We start from the raw sequence: 18,196 nt of genomic DNA on the forward strand, positions 1-18,196 counted from the left end.
CAAAGTTGTAGAGGCCGCGTGAAAATGGGCTGAAACTCTGCTGGATGCAGGCGTGGACATCTCAGTGATTGCACTTTGGCTTGGGCACGAGAGCATCGAGATCACAAACGGATATTTGCACACAAGTCTGACGCTGAAGGAGAAGGCCCTCGCTAAGGTCACTTCGTCAGGAACCACTTTCAAGCGCTTCCGGCCTGATGATAGCCTCCTGGCATTCCTCGCATCACTCTAACCATGTTGCCATATCCACGTTAGTCCGGGGCGAATTCTTAACGCCCCGGAAAACGCAATGAGTGCATTAGCGATATTCCGCAAACCGGTCGAATACCTCGCAGAATTGCAGCGGTGCTCACGCGTTCAGGCGACGCGTGGCTGGAGGATTACGCTTCATTGTCAGCAATCTTGTGGGGTAGAGTTTCGGCCGGATAGTTGAAGAAGAGCTGATTACCGTCGGGATCATCGACCACCAGCAGCTGGTAGCCCCACGAACCCTCTTTGACCGGAACGCCCTTGGCCTCCAGTTCCGCACGAAGCCCGTCCAGTGCGGCGATCTGCGCCTCCGGCTCGACATTCAGGGAAATGAATATCAGCCCTTTGCCGATCTTCTCCGGCCAAGTGTCGGCGAGGATCAGCACGCAGCCCTGCCGATCGACCTGTGCGACACGCACTCTGCTGCCATCGTCGTAGCGCCAGGGGCTCGTGAATCCTAACCGATCAACGTAAAAGCGGAGCGAGACTTCGACATCGGTTACGTGTAGGACGGGGCGCGCGAACCAATCTGCCATAGCCTATCTACTAAACCAGCTTCAAAAACGAGATGTCAATTGTTCTGATTTGAGCGGCGGTCGGCCAGTCTTCGGCTGTCTACGCGCACTTGTTGTCATCAAGCGGCAAATCGATGTGGATTGAACGCGCGTCTCTCGCAAGGATCGCAGCGGGCTGTCACTGTTGTGAATAGGGCAACGCTCTTATTGGCACGCTTAAGTGATTGTTGGCCTAGAAGGACATCGGACCTCGATTATGCTGAGTGCCTCTGCGTACCAGTCACATCCTTCCTGTCTCTATTTCATACCCTTCACTTCCTTCCACAAGTAGTCATTCCTGTTGGCTTTACCTTCGAATGGCCCACCGGTATTTCGGTTGTCGATCTGAACGGCGATGGATGGAATGACCTTGCCGTTCAATCATCAGATCCGCAACTCGATCCCACCAGCGCTGGTGTCAGTGTGCTCCTTGCCGATCCCAGCCATCCGGGCACGTTCCTGCCTCAGGCGATCTATAATGCCTCCGTCTTTACTCCATTTCCGGAATATGAGAGTCACTTCATCTCATTTCAGGTGATTGACATCAACGGAGATGGTCTTGCCGACCTGACAGAAGCTTTTGGGAATGGATTCTCTCCTGTCGGCCTTGTTCTGAGCAGTGCGACGCAAACTGGACCCGCAAGCCTTACACTTCCGGGAAATACTGCCCAAGCTCAGTCGATCGATTGGTACATTCAAGCCTTATATTTCGGAAATTGTAACTATCACCAGAATATTTCCTCTCCAATTGAGATAAAAAGACCGGCGGCTTATCCATAAATACCTATAGGAAAGGAAGCAATGCTAGAACATTTTTGTCATCCGAGAAAACCACATTCGGCATAAGTTGTGCTTTGTAGTAGGTACCCCATTCGATTCACGTGCTTTTCGTGAATCGAATGGGGTACCGGAAACTACGGTGTAACCAATCGGCTCATCAGATGTCACCAGCGATTCTGTCCATGGTGTGGAATCCAGCAGACTGCTGTGGCTGAGGGACGTGCATCGAACGGCAATACGTCATAGTTGGTAATGCAAGATGGGTTAGGTTTTTAATCTTCTGATGATTCATATCAGAGACTCCGAGTTTGCTTTCGGTGAACTGTTCAGGCAGATTGGCTCCTGGAGCCGTGGCCAAACTATCTGGAAGATCACGGCAATTCTTGGTGTCGCTTTTGCTGCGCGTTTGTGATCGCCCAACATCTTCAATAAGAAACGTACTTCCTCATTAATCGACTTTAGCGCGGCGTCTTCTTTCAATCGCTATTCCTGATACCGAAGCGCCTTCGTATGGTCGATATCCACGATCAGCTCTGTGCCTAACCCAAGTTCGTCACGAGGAAGGTTGAAAGAGGGTTAAGTCTTTTAAGATCAGTTTAGGCAAGAGCAAAGTCTGCACTACATTCGCGATCAAAATGTAGCCGATCTGGGACAGTGATAACCAGTTGACGAAAGAGTGTTTGTAGTTCTGAAGTCGGCTGGGTAACGCGGCGCAAGCGGATCTGACGACCATCTGTGGTTGGCAGAACGATATCGCCGCTATGTAGGGTTGAGGTCAAAGCGAGAGCTTGCGCAGGAGATAGAGTCGAGCCACGCGCTTTGAGCAGATGTTTCAGCGTAACCCACAGGGCGTAGCCTAAGAAAGCGACCAGGACATGGGCCTTGGTGCGAGGCTCCAGTTGATGATAGATGGGTCGTATCGATAGTTCGCTTTTCAGAGCGCGAAATACCGCTTCGGCTTCCGTTAGCTGGATGTAACTCTTCCATAGTTGTTCCGGATCCGAAGCTGGTAAGTTGGTACGCAGCAAATAGGCGCCTTCGCGTGCTTGTTGCCAATCGCGGCGTTGCGGATCAAGTTCCCACTTCAGTTCCAGCTTGCCTGCTTCGGAGATAACCTGGATGCGGTAAAGATCGGCCACCTGCGGATGGCGTGCCTGGATACTGCCTAAACGGCGTTCGATTTTATTGCGATCCGTAAGCTTGCCTGTAGCGATGCGTTTTTGTAACCCTGCCAGAGCTTTTTCCAAGCGCAGCGAAAAACGGCTGCGGATAGCCTTTTCTTTTTGTTGCCGCGCCATGGAACGGCAGAGGATAAAGGTCTCCTGGTTCTGGCCTGCCGGCAGCAGTTTGACCTCGACATCCTCACGCACCTTGGTCCAGTCTTGAGCTAAGAGTTCTTGCTCGAACTGCTTCAGCTTGCTGCGCGGCGTGCCCACCAAATACTGGCCTTGATGACGGCGTAGCATCTGCAGGTTTTCTTCACTGATGATGCCGCGATCAAAAACCCATACCCGCCGAGCCTTGCCGTATTTGCGCTCCACCATGCGCACCACCGCTTCCAGACTGGTAACATCAGCTCGGTTGCCGTCGAAGGTTTCATAGCTGAGCGGAAAACCCTCGGTATTGACCACCAGAGCAATGACCAGTTGCTTGCAGTCAGGTCGATGATCTCGCGAATAGCCGCGCTGCATCATCGGATTTCGCTCTGCGGCGCCTTCCACATAGCTGCTGGTTAAGTCATAAAGCAAGACATCGAATTCGGCAGAAAACAGCTCTCCGTAGCGTTGTCGCAGATGCTGTTCCAGTTTCCCCTTGTGCGGCAAGAGCCGATCCAAACAACGATACAAACGACTGTCATTGATCTTGTCGGCTTCGATCTGGAGAAGATCATCCAAGGCAGTGGAGGGAAACCAGCGTTGTTCTATGGCTAACTCACTGCCGGGAGCGCACAGCCGATTGATGGCCAAAAGGGCTGCAACTTTCGGCCACGGAATCTCAACCTGCTCTTGGCTTCGATCCAGCGTCGTGGCAAGAAAAACATCCAGCTCTAAGCGCCGCCACAATTCCAACCCTAAGAAACATTCCCCAAAGCGTCGCGTCCGCTCTAAACGCACCTGATCGACTCGCACCGCTACAACTTGTTCATCTTCTCCTGCAGGAGCTTGGTCGGCTGCGAATAACTGCAGCTGACGACTTTCCCCCTGCTCGTTGAAAACCTCTATGGTCTTTAGCCAGCGGGACTGCGCCAAGCCATTCAGTTCGCCTAGATAGCAAAGCGTGCGCTGTTGTGGCCCTCTTGCCGTGCGTATCGTCTCCACCAGCGACCAATACGTATGTGCTTTGCCGTCTTTGCTTCGTTGGTGTGCGCGCAAAAACATCCTGCGCGCATCTTGACACGTTCCTATCTTCTTTCAAGAGGGTAGGTCTGCACTACATCGCTTTTTCACTACACCCCTCTTGATTTCATTACCTTTTAGGCCCACTCCTTCCCGAAAATTACCCTTTCTTCGCCTTCTCGTGACGAACTTGGGCTAACAGTCGAGACAAATGCCCTAGGGCATATTTCGCGAAACTGGGGGATCGATACCTTAGTCGATATCCCTGAAGATATTCGTTAATGACTTCTTTGAGGGAACAGATCCGTAATTGACGTTCTTCCTGGATGTTGTGAAACCCTGCTTCCAATTCTCGTCTTCGCTGCTGCTCGGCAGCCTTGGCTACGGTCTTGGAATTCGATTTTGACGATTCACGAATACAGCGACCCGCGAAGTGGAATTTGTATCACCACACCTCTCCTCTTTTGAAAACTGCCATCATGCGCTCCTGTGTCGGCATGGCGCGTTGATCGATGAACAACAGCGCGATTGAGAGTGGAGCGGGTATTGAATTCGCGCAAATCGGCGAGACCGAGGGTCAAAATCGGAGATTAGGCTTCGGAGTCGGTACTTCTGAGGAGGGTCACAGCGTGCGCAGGAGTGCTATGGAGACTGGCTCCATTTTGAAAGAGCATGGGCAAAAATTGGGTACAATTGCCAAGTTTTTAGTTGTATTGGGATGCTCTTGGCTGGCTCTAAGCTGTAGAAATAATTTGGCTCCTCAGGTAGGACTCGAACCTACAACCCTTCAGTTAACAGTCGTTCTGGAAGGAGGGAGTTCCTGTGTTTTCATCGGTTTACGAGGTGCCAAAAGGTTGATTTGGAGCCTAATCGGCGCTAAGTTTCCCCAACTCTTTTCCCAAGTTTTAGGTCGGTTCTGCTCTTCTGGCCGTGGACGAACTGACCTAGTTGCTCGAAGCGTACTCCGCTGCTAATCACATCGTTAAAGAAAGGGTCGTGCGAGCGCGCGAGACCTTCTGCGAGATGTCCTTGGTTTTGGCTGCCCAGATTGAAAAGCATAATTAGCGCTTTGATTGTGTTGGCCGATGTAGTCGCTGATGGGCATAATGAGTCCTTTTCAGGTCGAACAAGGCTCCACGTCGAAAGCGATTCTCAAATAAATCAGAACGGCTGCATGGCTTGGACGATGTAAATGCCATTCCTATGAAGAACATGGATTCAGGGTCTCGCCTTTTTCGCGAACTTTCTCCAGTTTTACCTCGGTGCACATATTGAACGGGATGGGGGGCAACGCATTAATCGTATTCAGGAAGTGTCGTCCTGAACCCTTGACACTTAGGACAGGCTGAGAGAGAATCGCCGCGTTGCATGAAATAGCAGTTCTTGTCTTGAGGGCATTCAGAACGTGAGCGTTGGATCCCTTGTCACAAAAGGCTCTAGATAACTAGCTACGAGCCAAAGAGTATGTAGCTGAATCTTCAAAGAAATCGATTACACAGAAATAGAATATGAGCCAGTATTGTTCTGTTCCCCAGAAGATGATTTACAGGACGGCCTGCAGGGTATCTCTTTTGGAGCGAAACATATGATGGCTCATAGGGATTTGCCTCCCATAGGCTTATTCGGAAAGCGCAACGGCTGTATCTTGCTCATTGATGACCATAGTCTAATTCGATTGGGACTACGTGAAATACTCGCCAAGACCTTTAGCGAAATGAAGTTTGGAGAAACAAGCAATTCGGAAGGCGCTATTGAACAGATACGAACCTTACAATATGACGCAGCTATACTCGACCTCAATCTGCCTGGACGTGGCGGGTTGGATTTGATCCAAAATCTGAAGGATATACAGCCACCACTCAAAATCCTGGTCTACACCTTTCATCAAGAGGAACAATTTGGCTGGCGTGCGATTCGGGCAGGGGCAGATGGCTATCTGATGAAGGACCGTCCGATTGAACAGATTCCAGAAGCGGTTCGAATGATTCTAAACGGACGGCAGTATCTTAGCCCTGAACTTGCTGCTGTACTTATCGAGAATCTGAGATGTGGATCAGGGGAGCTGCACAAACTATTATCCGATCGAGAACTCCAAGTCTTCCGCATGATAGCCTTGGGTGGGAGTCCCACCAAAATAGGGCAGGAACTGAACCTAAGCAGCAAAACGATCGCAACCTATCGCACCAGGGTGCTTGAAAAACTTAAGCTTACGACTAATGCGGATTTGGTGCGGTTTGCTGTCGAGTCTGGAATCATCGAGGGCACAAAACTCTTCTCATCTGACACTGTGCCGCAAGTATCAAGCGCCCAGAATGAGTTGGATTTCCGAGTACTGTTTGAAGGCGATTCTAGCTTGTATCTAGTTTTGTCCCCTCAGTTTACTGTTCTAGCCGCAACGGATTCGTATCTTCTTGCGACGATGACGAAGAGAAACTGCATTCTCGGACATAACCTATTCGAGATTTTTCCGAACAACCCTTTAGATTTCGGTGCAACTGGTGAAGTCAATCTTCGTACCTCATTGCAACGGGTTCTTCAAACCCGAAAGCCGGATACCATGGCGGTCCAGAAATACGATATGAGAAACGAGTCAGGAGAATTCGAAAAGCGATTTTTGAGTTTCGTAAACACTCCTATCCTCGACACATCAGGTCAGGTTCGATGGATTGTGCACCGCGTAATGGACGTCACTAATCTAGGCGATAAGCTTTATCTCTCCGAGCACCCAAACGAGGAGGAGCTTTATTATCGCGGACAAGAGTTGCAGGTAGAGAATAGACAATTGCGCACTGCGCAGGATGCAAGCATGGAGGACTATCGCCGTCTAGCGGCGCGGTTACAAGCTATCAGAGAAGAAGAACAGGCACGACTGGCGCGTGAGTTACATGATGAGCTAGGCCAACTGCTTACTGGAATCCGGTTTGATCTAGCTGCGCTGGAAAGGCGTATGGCAGAACGGAATACGGACGCGGCCAGACAGAAATTGCTCGATGCTATTGTCGGAGTAGAAAACGCAGTGAGGTCAATCCGGCGAATTGCTACCGACTTGAGACCAGCTATCCTGGAGCATCTTGCTTTGGAAGATGCTATCCAAGTTCATGCAGAAGAATTTCAGCAGCAGTTCGGGATAGATGTTCAGGTTACTTGTCCTTCTCTAGGCAGCATAAAACTGAATACAAATCAAGCAACCATGCTCTTTCGAATCGTACAGGAGAGCCTGACAAACGTTGGCCGCCATGCCCAAGCCTCACAGGTGAAAATCATTGTGCACCAAGAAAGAGAGACGCTTATGCTCACAGTTGCAGATAATGGCTGTGGTTTTATCCGTCAGCGTAATCGTGAGCGCTCCCTCGGTCTATTAGGCATGGAAGCGCGGGCATGTAGTTTAGGAGCCGATCTAGACATTGATTCGGTGCCTGGAGTCGGCACTACAATAGCTGTGAGTATGCCGCTCGGACCGACTGCAGATAACATTCGGAGTATTGCTTAGTTTCGGGGATTGTCTGTTCAAGCTGGAGTACTTGCTGGATAAAAGTCAAACATTTTCTCTATGCCAAAGAGTAGAGCAATGCGGAAGCGAATGTTATAGGATGCTGAATCAGTTGTTTCTGCGAATTATGCGGACTGCTTATGAAAATCTGTTTCGAAAGTCAAGATTTTGCTGATTTGTTCGGTTAGGGTCTCAGGCATATAGGGCTTCTGTAAGAACGCTGAAACGGCAGCTTTGGGGAAGTTCTGTCGAGTCGCTTCTTCCGGGTAGCCGCTACTGATAACGATTTTTATAGCAGGGTACTCGGAAGCTAAAATCGGAATAAGCTCCTCCCCTCCCATGATTGGCATTGCGAGATCGCAAATTACGACGGAAGGTAATGTCGGAGCATGTTCAAGAAGACTAAGTGCAGCCTTTCCATTCTCTGCTTCCAAAACCTTATAACCTTGCCTTTCCAGTATTATATGTACAAGTTTACGGACCATCTTTTCGTCATCGATAACTAGAATTGTGGATGTTTCAATTGACTTTTCCTGTCGAGAGTTATCGACAGCTCTTGCAGTTACTGTCTTGGTTGACGCAGGGAAGAAGATCCGGAAAGCAGTGCCGAGTCCCGGCGCACTCACTATTTCGCTGAAACCCTTATTGGCAACTATAAGCCCATGAACAACTGCCAGGCCAAGCCCTCGTCCTGTGAACTTAGTGGAGAAATAGGGATCGAATATACGGCTAATTATCCCTTCCTCCATGCCGCTGCCGTTGTCACGGACTTCAAGGCAAACATAAGTGCCTCCTGTAATCTTATATCCATGTATATTTTTGCCTGCTGCGTCGGAGGAGATTTCCTGTGTGTAGGTCGACACTTCGATCAGTCCGTCTGCATCTGTCGAAATTGCCTCTACTGCATTGACAATCAGGTTTACCAGAATCTGTTCAAGATTGCCGGAATGGATTTCTACATCAGGTAATTCCGTGGGCAGGTTGAACTTCAAGGCAATTTTGTCATGTATGGAAGTGAATAGGAGTTCTTTTGCTTGGGTGATCAACTTCGAGAGATTTATGGTTTCCTTCACAATATGGCCATGTCCCGAATATGACAACAATTGTTGGGTGAGATGGGTGGCCCTTTCGGCGGCCGATATGATCTCCTCGGAATGTGTGCATCTACTGCAAGCAGATATGCCCAGTTTCGCGCTTCCTATGATGATAGTCATAAGATTGTTGAAATCGTGTGCGATTCCGCCTGCCAAGGATCTGATGCTTTCCTGCTTTTGTTCCTGCTTGATGCGTTCTTCAGCCAGCTTTAGTCTCGTGATATTTTTTGATACGCCTACCACGCCAATGACATTTCCGTTGTGATCCCTCCAAGGCGATCGCGTTGAGAGATAGATAGTCCTTCCCGCTGGTGTTTCTAACGTTTCTTCTAGAGTGGATGTTTCGTTCCGGTCCATCACCTCTTGGTCGCGCGTCACGACCGTTATGGCATCTTCCGGATTCTCTAGAATCTCCGCATGGCTTTTCCCTATAATGGATTCGGCTGTTCTGCCTAACTCCCGTAAAGCAGCGGGATTGGCCAAAAGTACACGACCCACCCGATCTTTGAGATAAATGCCGTCGTCAACATTTTCTATAATTGCAAGAAGGAGCTCTTTGCTTTTTCTCAGTTGCTCTTCAACGTATTTCCTTTCGGTAATGTCCCGATTGATTTCGAGGATTTGCTCCGGAGTGCCTCTGTTATCTTCAATCAACACTCGGCGACTGTCTGTCACAACAACAGTTCCATCAGCCTTACGCCGCAACAGTTCTCCATCCCATCGGCCTTGACGAAAAAGGATGTCATCTATTTGAGCCACTGAAAGGCTGTCTTTGGTTTGCAATAGTTTGTGAACTGCTTGGCCAACAGCTTCCGATTCTTTCCATCCATACATGTCTTCGGCTCCCTTATTCCACCCAGTGATTGCACCCTTTGCGTCGGTTGTAATCACTGCGTCATGAGAGAGATCTATCAATTCGCTTTTATTTTGTAGTATCGCTCCCACGTGGGAAATTTTCAGAAATGCTTCGCGCAATTGTCCGATATAGAGACTGACAAGCGTTCCGACGAGGAGGAATAGCATCAAGCCCGTCATTACATTTCGGTTCGTGAGTGCGTGAAAGTGAGGGGGCTCAAGGAAAAAATATATGGTGATGACGGCGCTCAAAACCGTGCCCATAATAGCTGGGCCTCGACCCAGGATACGAGCAGCGACCGTAATCGCAAGCACAAATGGCAAATAGGGAGCATGCGAACCAAGAAAAGGGGCAACTGCCTCCCGGATCACGGAAGCAACCAGAACCAGAACGGCTGCTGCGGTGTAGCGCGGCAAAGTGGGTAATGTCGAACTTTGCAATCCGGCCCGAATAACTGCATCGCAGGTCAAATCAGCCGTGAGTTTCAACATGCTCTTTATCCGAGCCTTATCAATGTGCATTTAGCTCTTCCCGGAGATCAGCCAAGGCAGATTGCAATTGTTCGACTTCCAGAGCTTTGTCGAAAAAATAACGGGCTCCCAGACCTCGACAAGCCATTCTCAAATGGACCGATGGTGATCCCGTAACTACTATCACTCGCGTATCGGCACTTATTTTTTTGAGGCCTTCCAAAACGTCAAGACCTGTTCCGTTGGACAAAAGAATATCCAAAATCATGATCTGGGGATGTAGCTGGGATAGCAATTTGAGCGCATCATTGGGGGTCCGGGCCGTACCAACTACCGAGAGACCTTCAGTTTCCTCGACCATCGAGCCGAGGCGGCTGACCCACATCGCGAAGTCGTCAACTATGACTACTCCTATTTTGTCTTGCATGAGTAGAGATTGTGCTCTAGATGTAAGGGTAGTCTGTCAGATTAAGCTGATTTTGATGTAGGACATGCCTGACATTCACAATGGAAATGACGAATCTGTAATGCTGGCGGTGTTCACGAAACCTGTTTTTCACTTCGGGAGTCATCCTTCTTGCGCCTCTGGCGTCAAGGAAGCTCTTTAGAACTTTCGATTTGCGGCATCGGAGATCCATCAAGTCCGAGTGGTTTACCGTGTTCTCGGGCGTTGTTTTTCGGATACATTTTTATGCTGATCTTGGGATTACTCTCTCGTATAAAAGTTGGTCCGGCGACCTCGGCAGAGATGCTGTAATCGGTAGAAAGATTGAAAAACAGGTGCCCGAGGCTCCAATGCGCTGCGTGCTACGTACACGCATGGACCCCCCAACCCGGTCAACAATTCCCATGCTTACCCATAATCCGAGGCCGGTTCCTTTATCTCCTTTGGTTGTAAAGAAGGGTTGAAAGATAAGGTCTAGATGTTGTGGGTCGATACCTGTTCCGGTATCAGCAATGGAAATCCTGTATCCACGTCGGGGTTGGCTACGCCAGTCAGAGGTCTCACGCAGATGGATCGTGATTCGTCCGTTATTGGGTGTGGCTTCAATTGCATTGATCAGAAGATTGGAAATTACCTGACGGATCTCACTGCTAAAGCCAAAGATTTTTCCTTCTCCATCTATTTTTTTTGCAATAGCTATATCCTTCTTCTTTGCCTTGTGCTCGAAAAGTTCCAGTAGATCGCAAACCAACTGTGCACAATCAAACTCTTTTGGCTGTCCGGTTTCTCTGTGGAAGTTCAGTGTTTGTTGCGTGATGCGAGTAAGGGTATGAAGTTGATTCTCAAACAGCTTCAAATATTCCTGGGTACGCATATCTGTGGCAGATCTCTTCAACAGATAGATGATATTTGTCATTGATTCCAGCGGGTTATGAATCTCATGAGCAATAGTAGCGGCCAGTTTGCCCATAGCTGCCAAGTTTTCGCTGCGAACCAAAGCCCTTTCCGCCTGTTTGTGTTCGGTAATGTCCTGAACGACCATGGTGCGATAGAGAACATTGCCTGCATGGTCTTCTACAGGAGAGGATGTCTGATTGGCCCACACGTGGAAACCTCCGCGATGGATGAATCGCTTTTCGATCTCATAAGAATGGGATTTTCTCTCTAACATCGCTTCCAGCAGTTGTGTCTCGCGAACCGTATCCTCTGGATGTGTAATCTCCTGCCAGTTTCTGTCAAGCAATTCTGTCTCGCTATATCCGAGCATGCGGCATAGCGCTGCATTCACCATGAGGAATCTTCCATCTGACGATATGATGTCAATTCCCACGGCAGCATGCTCGTAAATAGAACGGAATCTTGCTTCACTTTCTCGTCGCAGTTCTTCTGCCTGTTTCCGTTCGGTAATATCTTGCATGGTCACCAAGACATTAAAACGCCCGTAGATTTCGAGTCGCGCGGTGGACAGCAGGAATGTCATCTCTGTTGATTCGCCATGGAAGTTAAGAGAGTGGTTCACCTCTACCTGCTGGTGACTGCGCCCTGTACTGAATGTGTCGAATATTGTCTGTCGTACACGACACTGATGGCATTGAGGACCACCGCCACAGCCTTCAGGGACATCCAAGGCGTGGAGACAGTGCAGTGCTTCGCCAGCGCGTAGTCCTGTGATTTCAGCATCCCCAAATCCGGAAAGTTGTTTGGCAAACCTGTTTGCTTTTCGAACACGGCGCTCCCCATCCACAAGCAACATCACAAGCGGCGCATTCTCGTAGATTGCACTCAACTCTTGCTCTATCTGTTTACGTTGGGTGATATCACGCACCACAAGTACAGAAGCCGTAACCTTGCCGTCTTCTATCACTGGCGCTACAGAGCAGGAGACATCAAGCGGTATCCTATTTCTGCTGAAGAACACATCTTCATGATCGTACAAAGTCAGACCTTCCGCATAGACCCGTTCAAAGAGACACTCGGATGGAGGATACACACTCCCATCAGGATGCTTATCGTGCACAATGTTGTGAAGCTTCTTTCCAAGCAGTTCTTCATCGGTAAAGCCGAACATTGTCCGGCCTGCCGGGTTCACAAATGTAGTACGGCCCCCTGCGTCACAAAGGAATATTGCGTCAGCAGCGGTCATAGTGATCGCTTGCGTGATTGAAAGCTGGCGTTCTAGTTCCACAGTAGCTTTCTTAATCCTGCTGACGTTCGTGTTAGTCCCGAACCACCGAATTACAGTACCAGCGGAGTTTTTGACTGGTATTGCGCGAGTCAGGAAGTCACGGTAGATACCGTCAGTTCCCCGCAGAGGAAATTCCATATCGAATGGCTCACCGGTTTCAATCGAAGCTTGCCATCGTTCCAGAACTTTCGGCAACACTTCCGGGTGAGGAATTGTCTTCCAGCCCCATCCTGCCATCTGTGTGTACGTGGTTCCTGTGTATTCGTACCAGCGCCGGTTGTACCAGGAGATCCAGCCATCTGGATCTGCCATCCATGCCAATTGCGGAATGGAGTCTGCCAACTCCTGAAATTTTTTCTCACTCCCGGTTACTAAATGTTGGCGCGCAAGATTCAACAGCCAGCACATTCCCATAAAGGTTGTTGCGAGTAATACTGTTGAGATCAGGTTCGGTACATCAAGGCTGAGTTGACCATAGATGGGCATAAAGAAAGAATTTGCCGAAATAGCAGCCAACCCCACGGCGAGCAGCCCTGGACGCAACCCGCCGATCCATGTGGAGAGAACTATTGCGGGATAAAAAAGCAAGAATGGCGCTAGATAACTGAAGGGACGCAACCAGATGCCAAGCAATGTAACTACTCCAACTGCAAATACTGCAATCGTGAAACGCAGTGCTGTAGGAATGGTCCCGGGATCCATTACCGCCCTATACATAGCTGCGGTGCTAGATTTTCTTCCGCTTTCTAGCCATATCCTTATGCTCACCATCGCGATAACATCCTTTCGACGGTTTAGGGCCAAGCCCTATTCTTTATGGCCATTTACAAAATTAGGCTGTATTCGGGGGAGCTAAATAGCATTAAACCTACAATTTTCAATGCCAGTATTCGTAAGCGTTCATTGAAAACTGGTCCCCAAAGTACACGAAATTCTGAGAGATAGGGATGTGATGGGCATCACAACATGGTGGCGACTCGGTCAAAATGTCGTCAAGCTTAAAATAATCAGTCTATTAGTGATTCTCCTTCATAGACTTCCACGAAATTCCCGAATTAGAATGACGTCGTAACCTCATCGTTGCAAGGGACTGAACATCTCTTGACGATTCGGGCAAGCGTGAGAATTGCACTCACGATCTTTTGTGGATGCGATCGGTTTTTCAAGAGAAGGGTCTGACAGTTTTACCGAGCAGTTCTCCTGCAGGATGAACAAGTCATTTATTTTCTGCAATTCACCTCGGAGAAAAAGCTTCCGGCTGAGATGCGACACCTATTTATTTTATTGCCAGGGGCGGAGTACAACTGTAAAGACGTTGTCGGTATGGCTGGCATCTTGAAGTGAAGAAACTGGCTGGTCAAACAGCTTCGCCTAGATTCTCCCTGCTCATTGAAGCACGTATACTCTACCCCTCTGGGGATACAGATGATGTCATTTTGCATCACGGAGTTATAAGTCCAGCGTTGCTTTTCTCCAGAAGCAATTTGTAGTGGTTGATCTGTGGCGGAAGGTTTGCGAGATCTTGGATTCGGACGGGGGCTCAAAGCTGAAAAATGTGCCGCACTGAAAGTACAAATGCTTCCCACCGGGCTCAGCCTCTTCCCCGAATTTTGAAATGATGAACGACAAGATCCCCGCAGTGATCTAAGCATTGCAGCCTTGATCCGGGATCCTGGCCTTTATTTGTCCGCTAGAGTGGGCACTCGTTAATTTTGAAGGAGTCTTTATCGGCATTTGCGCGAGAGCCAACTCCATCTTCTGGTCGAAGGTTTACCTCCACTGGCAGCGAGGGCATTCAAATCTGGATTTGAGAGGCGGCTATTTCGTTCACCAATTCTGACGGTTAAGGGGAAGGATGAGGCTTGTGCTTTTGTTTCGAATTTAGCAGAACAACGAAAGTTGCAATCTGGTTTAGTAAGCATCATCGGTGACTCCTCCCATCTGTGCTAGCTTTAGCCAACGACGAATATATTCCAGAGTTTCGAATGTGCTGAAGAGTGGGCCTACAATCTTTCGACCTACTCCTCTTCTTTCATCTCGAAAAAGATAACGAAGCTAAGCAACAAATCTCTTCACTGCTGTCTTACCCCATCTTCTCACTAAGATGGCGCATATTTAGTCATCTCCCTCTTTCTGATATAGATGTCAACGTGTAGTTTGCGAAGAGTGGGTGGGATTCGTTCCTTGGTAGCGTTGAGCAGCATGTCGGTATCTATTTTCAAGATGGCTATGACATCAAAGATAATCTGTCCTTGGTTCCGAGATGACCGTTAGGTAGAATGTAACATCGTGTGCCCACATCAGTCGGTGCAGAGTGATCGCTGAAGATAATTACAGCTCAAGGTCGAAGAGTTTTGTGTTTTGTTCTGTATTCTCCATGTTTTCAGCGAAACTTGCATATTCTCAAGTATTGATTGCTACTGAAATCAACGGCATATCAGGCTCATACTTCTGCAATAAACTTATCTCCAATGGTCGCGACCAGGTCAGTTACTTCCGCACTCGGAATGAATTTTGCGAGCTTGACCGCACTATATAGAGGGTAATTCATTCGGATCGTATCCGAAGCAATTCCCACAGCTCGACGTGAAACATTTTTTACTTAGGGAGCCGTTTCCACATCGAGTGAAGTCACCTCGCGGAACAGTTAGGCGTGCCGAACGCTGTGCTTGAGAGTTTGCTACGCACATTCGTCCTGACCTCTTAAGTACATTCTTACGGGATCTCAAACTTCAAGATCTATAGGGAAGAGAGACTGTGCGGTATGGAGCACTAGCGCGCTGCTTGATTTTTATTGACTGAGTTGCGGTATTTTGTCACACTCCGAGCGCGTGCGCGCTCTAGCCAGATCGGCCGTTTCCCCATTTAGTCCGCGACTGGCAGTGTATAGCGCGCATTCACCATCGACATGGAGATGCAAAAGGAAAATAGGAGAGAACACTGTGAAGAAATATTTGGCTGAGTTGGCCGGAACCTTTATCCTTGTGCTTTTCGGCTGCGGAACCGCGGTGGTTGCCGGTGATCTTGTCGGCATCATAGGCATTGCCTTCGCCTTTGGATTCGGATTGATTGCTGCAGCTTACGGTATAGGCCCGATTTCTGGCTGCCATATCAACCCGGCAGTGAGCATTGGTGTTTTTGTCGCGGGACGTATGCTAGTCAAAGACCTGATCGGTTATTGGGTAGGGCAGTTTCTCGGGGGCATTCTCGCCGCATGGGTGCTTTCTATTATCATCTCTGGCGTCGGAGGTGGATATAATATCGCAGCAAAGGGTCTGGGCCAGGACGGCTGGGGGCCCGGCTACCAGGGCGAATATAGCTTGGCTTCTGCTTTTATTTTCGAGTTTGTAGCTACTCTGATTTTCGTAGTTGTGATCCTTGGCTCTACGCAGAAGGCTGCCCCGAGTGACTTTGCCGGTCTTGCAATCGGTATCACACTTGTGGTTATTCATATTTTCGGTATTCACATTACGGGCGTGAGCGTGAATCCTGCACGCAGTCTGGGGCCTGCTCTGCTTGTGGGCGGGCATGCATTGTTTCAGGTATGGCTTTTCATGTTAGCACCGAGTCTTGCGGGTATTGTAGCCGGATTGCTCTTTCGCACCAAAGTTCTAGAGGTCAATGGATAAATAGCACTGTGCGAGAAATAATCATTTAATTGATAGTAATTTGTATATATATATTGTCCGACTGCGTCGAGAAATCAATGTGCGCGATCATGAAATGGAGGATCGCCGATTGTAGTACAGGTTAGGGAGACTGCCGAAAACAGTCTCCCTAGTTCTGATCTTGGAAATGCAAGTGCACATATCGTCTTCACGCTACGCAATTCCAGACGTGTTTCGCACAGGATTTAATTTCTGACCGAAGGTGAAAGATCAAGCAGTGTCGTTTTGCTCGAAACTTGCTAAATCCAATCCTTCCGCTATCCCTATTCAAGTGTGCGGCACATCCCAGACTAGATTTAAACGAGGTTTACGGATCTCCCCTAGAATGGAGACATTTCATTATTGGCATTTGAAGATCAGATACCTTGCGAGATTGACACTGCATGATGAAAGAGGCAGGACATTTAGCTGGGGCGTCCGGCGTTCCGAACTTCAGGTGCTTACTTGATCCCGATTCCGTAGAGGTAGTCATAGGCGTTTTCTTTCAGGGTGGAACCTTTTGCCGTGAAAGAAAAGAACAAAACTGCGTGATCCATAAAGCTGAAGAAAACATCCTGTTGTGTCGTTGCCGTGATTACCCTGAAGGTGAAGAGTCCAAAGCATGGGTCTTTCAGCTTTCCTGTTCCTTCCAGGTATACGGCGTCCGCTACGGGAATCAGCGTTGTTGGTGGGAGGCGTATGCTTCAGGAGGCGTCCTGCGCCGTCACTGAGCCTGTACTATTAATAACCAGCACTGCCGTCTGTAGTGCTGGAATGCCTGTTTCCTGATTGTTCATTCCAGTAGTGGCGCTGGTCTTCTGGTAGTAGATTGCCTTGTAGGGTGCCGGAATAGGAGGGATCGAAGCTTTTGCTTGTTCCTTTCTTCAGCCTCAAGATCGCTCCGCTTTCAGTATCGACGGCGAAGATCCCATTGGTAGTTCCGAAGAGGTAGTCAGTGCTGCTGGCATAGGGATCAATGTTCTTGAGAAACATTCCGGCAACATCCGTGGTGATGTTGGCTCCGTCAAAAGTTCTTTGATGGAAGGCGGGCTGCTTCTGCATAGCGCCCTATAGCCAATAGCTGTTGACGTTAATATCCATAGAGGAATCGATTGAAACAGAGCCGATCTCCTGGCCGCCGGCGGCGGTCCTGAATTGCATGTAGTTGTACCGATTTCCCGCCATCCTCGTTTTTGAAATGGTGGACTTTTGTACGGCTGTGATCAGTGCAGGGGGATGTGGTTGGGGCTCGTCTTGGCAGTCTGGATCAAAAGCGCGTAATTAGGAACCTCCTGTGCCGTTTGGAGGTTGCCTGCAGGATCGTCGATTTTATAGCTTCCAACTCCGTTCACCGTGTAGGAGACCGTTCCAGAATCGCCACTAGAGTAATTGGTATAGTGCATGGTCTAGGTACTAGAGTCAAGAGTGATGCTGAGAAAGTCGCCCACTGACGCCGTTCCACTATAGGAACGCTGTGTCGCGGTTGATCCAGCTTGGCTAGTCGGGATATTAGGGATCGCGGATCCACACCCTACAAAGACAAATGTAAGAAACAAAAAAGGATAATACTTTTCTTTGATGGATAAAGTTCTCCCTGCTTGACCAGAAGATCGGCAGCCACGAGGCGCTATAAAAGGAATGCGGACGTCTGTATGGCCTGATCTAGTGATGGTGATCAAGGATTCCAGATCTCAGCTATCGGATACTTACCGTGCTATTTCGGTCTGTTAGTGGGCGCTGTCTGAGTTCCTGACTTTGTATTCAGATGGAGGACAGCATGCTCTCTATTACGATCTTGCTCGGTGTGTGGTCATCTCCTGCTTCTTAGTTACTCGCGAAGAAAAGATGCCAGGGAATGGCCTTGCGGTTCCCTCATGATCGGTTCACGTCTCTATACAGATGTTCTTCCACTACTTAGCTTTATCGTCGTCTCTGCGACATCTACTATAGCTCTCGTGAGGTGGTTAAGCTAGATCCGAATCGTTGGGGTTTATTTTTTACCCAGCTCCCGTTATGATCCGGAAGCTATTGATAACAACGGGCATAAGTCATGAAAGTGATAGCTGCTCAATTATGAGGAAAGAGACCGC

The 18,196-nt window shown here is 48.9% G+C and carries 12 protein-coding genes; 5 read left to right on the plus strand and 7 right to left on the minus strand.

The window, feature by feature from the left end; all coding sequences use genetic code 11:
- The first annotated feature begins 52 nt into the window (after positions 1-52).
- On the plus strand, positions 53-232 hold the full coding sequence (locus tag AC6I7T_RS23050; protein WP_497790104.1) for a hypothetical protein: 180 nt from the start codon (positions 53-55) through the stop codon (positions 230-232).
- Between the two features lie 148 nt (positions 233-380).
- Here the strand turns inward: AC6I7T_RS23050 and AC6I7T_RS23055 are convergent, their stop codons facing one another.
- The gene (locus tag AC6I7T_RS23055) at positions 381-785 is read right to left on the minus strand and encodes a VOC family protein (RefSeq protein ID WP_497790105.1); all 405 of its coding nucleotides are present in this window, start codon (positions 783-785) and stop codon (positions 381-383) included.
- A 120-nt stretch (positions 786-905) separates the two neighbouring features.
- Between AC6I7T_RS23055 and AC6I7T_RS23060 the strand changes: the two genes are divergently transcribed.
- Complete coding sequence (locus AC6I7T_RS23060; protein WP_497790107.1) at positions 906-1,583, plus strand: FG-GAP repeat domain-containing protein; 678 nt, start codon at positions 906-908, stop codon at positions 1,581-1,583.
- Positions 1,584-2,179: 596 nt separating this feature from the next.
- On the opposite strand, the gene AC6I7T_RS23065 is transcribed toward AC6I7T_RS23060, so the two are convergent.
- Positions 2,180-3,961 (minus strand): IS1634 family transposase, encoded by a 1,782-nt coding sequence (locus tag AC6I7T_RS23065; protein ID WP_497790109.1) that lies wholly within the window; start codon positions 3,959-3,961, stop codon positions 2,180-2,182.
- A gap of 1,543 nt (positions 3,962-5,504) precedes the next feature.
- Here AC6I7T_RS23065 and AC6I7T_RS23070 point away from each other — a divergent pair.
- The gene (locus AC6I7T_RS23070; RefSeq protein WP_497790110.1) at positions 5,505-7,409 is read left to right on the plus strand and encodes a response regulator; all 1,905 of its coding nucleotides are present in this window, start codon (positions 5,505-5,507) and stop codon (positions 7,407-7,409) included.
- Between the two features lie 125 nt (positions 7,410-7,534).
- Here the strand turns inward: AC6I7T_RS23070 and AC6I7T_RS23075 are convergent, their stop codons facing one another.
- The 3 genes from AC6I7T_RS23075 to AC6I7T_RS23085 form a co-directional block, all read right to left on the minus strand.
- The gene (locus AC6I7T_RS23075) at positions 7,535-9,850 is read right to left on the minus strand and encodes a PAS domain S-box protein (RefSeq protein WP_497790111.1); all 2,316 of its coding nucleotides are present in this window, start codon (positions 9,848-9,850) and stop codon (positions 7,535-7,537) included.
- 19 nt (positions 9,851-9,869) lie between these two features.
- On the minus strand, positions 9,870-10,256 hold the full coding sequence (locus AC6I7T_RS23080) for a response regulator (protein ID WP_497790113.1): 387 nt from the start codon (positions 10,254-10,256) through the stop codon (positions 9,870-9,872).
- A 262-nt stretch (positions 10,257-10,518) separates the two neighbouring features.
- Positions 10,519-13,161, minus strand: a complete 2,643-nt coding sequence (locus AC6I7T_RS23085; protein WP_497790114.1) for a PAS domain S-box protein — start codon at positions 13,159-13,161, stop codon at positions 10,519-10,521.
- A 2,240-nt stretch (positions 13,162-15,401) separates the two neighbouring features.
- Between AC6I7T_RS23085 and AC6I7T_RS23090 the strand changes: the two genes are divergently transcribed.
- Together AC6I7T_RS23090 and AC6I7T_RS23095 are read left to right on the plus strand one after the other, a co-directional pair.
- Positions 15,402-16,088, plus strand: coding sequence for an aquaporin (locus AC6I7T_RS23090; RefSeq protein WP_497790115.1), 687 nt, complete (start codon positions 15,402-15,404; stop codon positions 16,086-16,088).
- A gap of 422 nt (positions 16,089-16,510) precedes the next feature.
- The gene (locus AC6I7T_RS23095) at positions 16,511-16,837 is read left to right on the plus strand and encodes a hypothetical protein (RefSeq protein ID WP_497790116.1); all 327 of its coding nucleotides are present in this window, start codon (positions 16,511-16,513) and stop codon (positions 16,835-16,837) included.
- A 10-nt stretch (positions 16,838-16,847) separates the two neighbouring features.
- Here AC6I7T_RS23095 and AC6I7T_RS23100 read toward each other — a convergent pair whose 3' ends face one another.
- Positions 16,848-17,168: a hypothetical protein gene (locus AC6I7T_RS23100; RefSeq protein ID WP_497790118.1), complete on the minus strand. Its 321-nt coding sequence runs from the start codon at positions 17,166-17,168 to the stop codon at positions 16,848-16,850.
- Between the two features lie 161 nt (positions 17,169-17,329).
- On the minus strand, positions 17,330-17,509 hold the full coding sequence (locus tag AC6I7T_RS23105; protein ID WP_497790119.1) for a hypothetical protein: 180 nt from the start codon (positions 17,507-17,509) through the stop codon (positions 17,330-17,332).
- Between the last annotated feature and the right edge of the window lie 687 nt (positions 17,510-18,196).

Source organism: Humiphilus diazotrophicus, assembly GCF_059726315.1.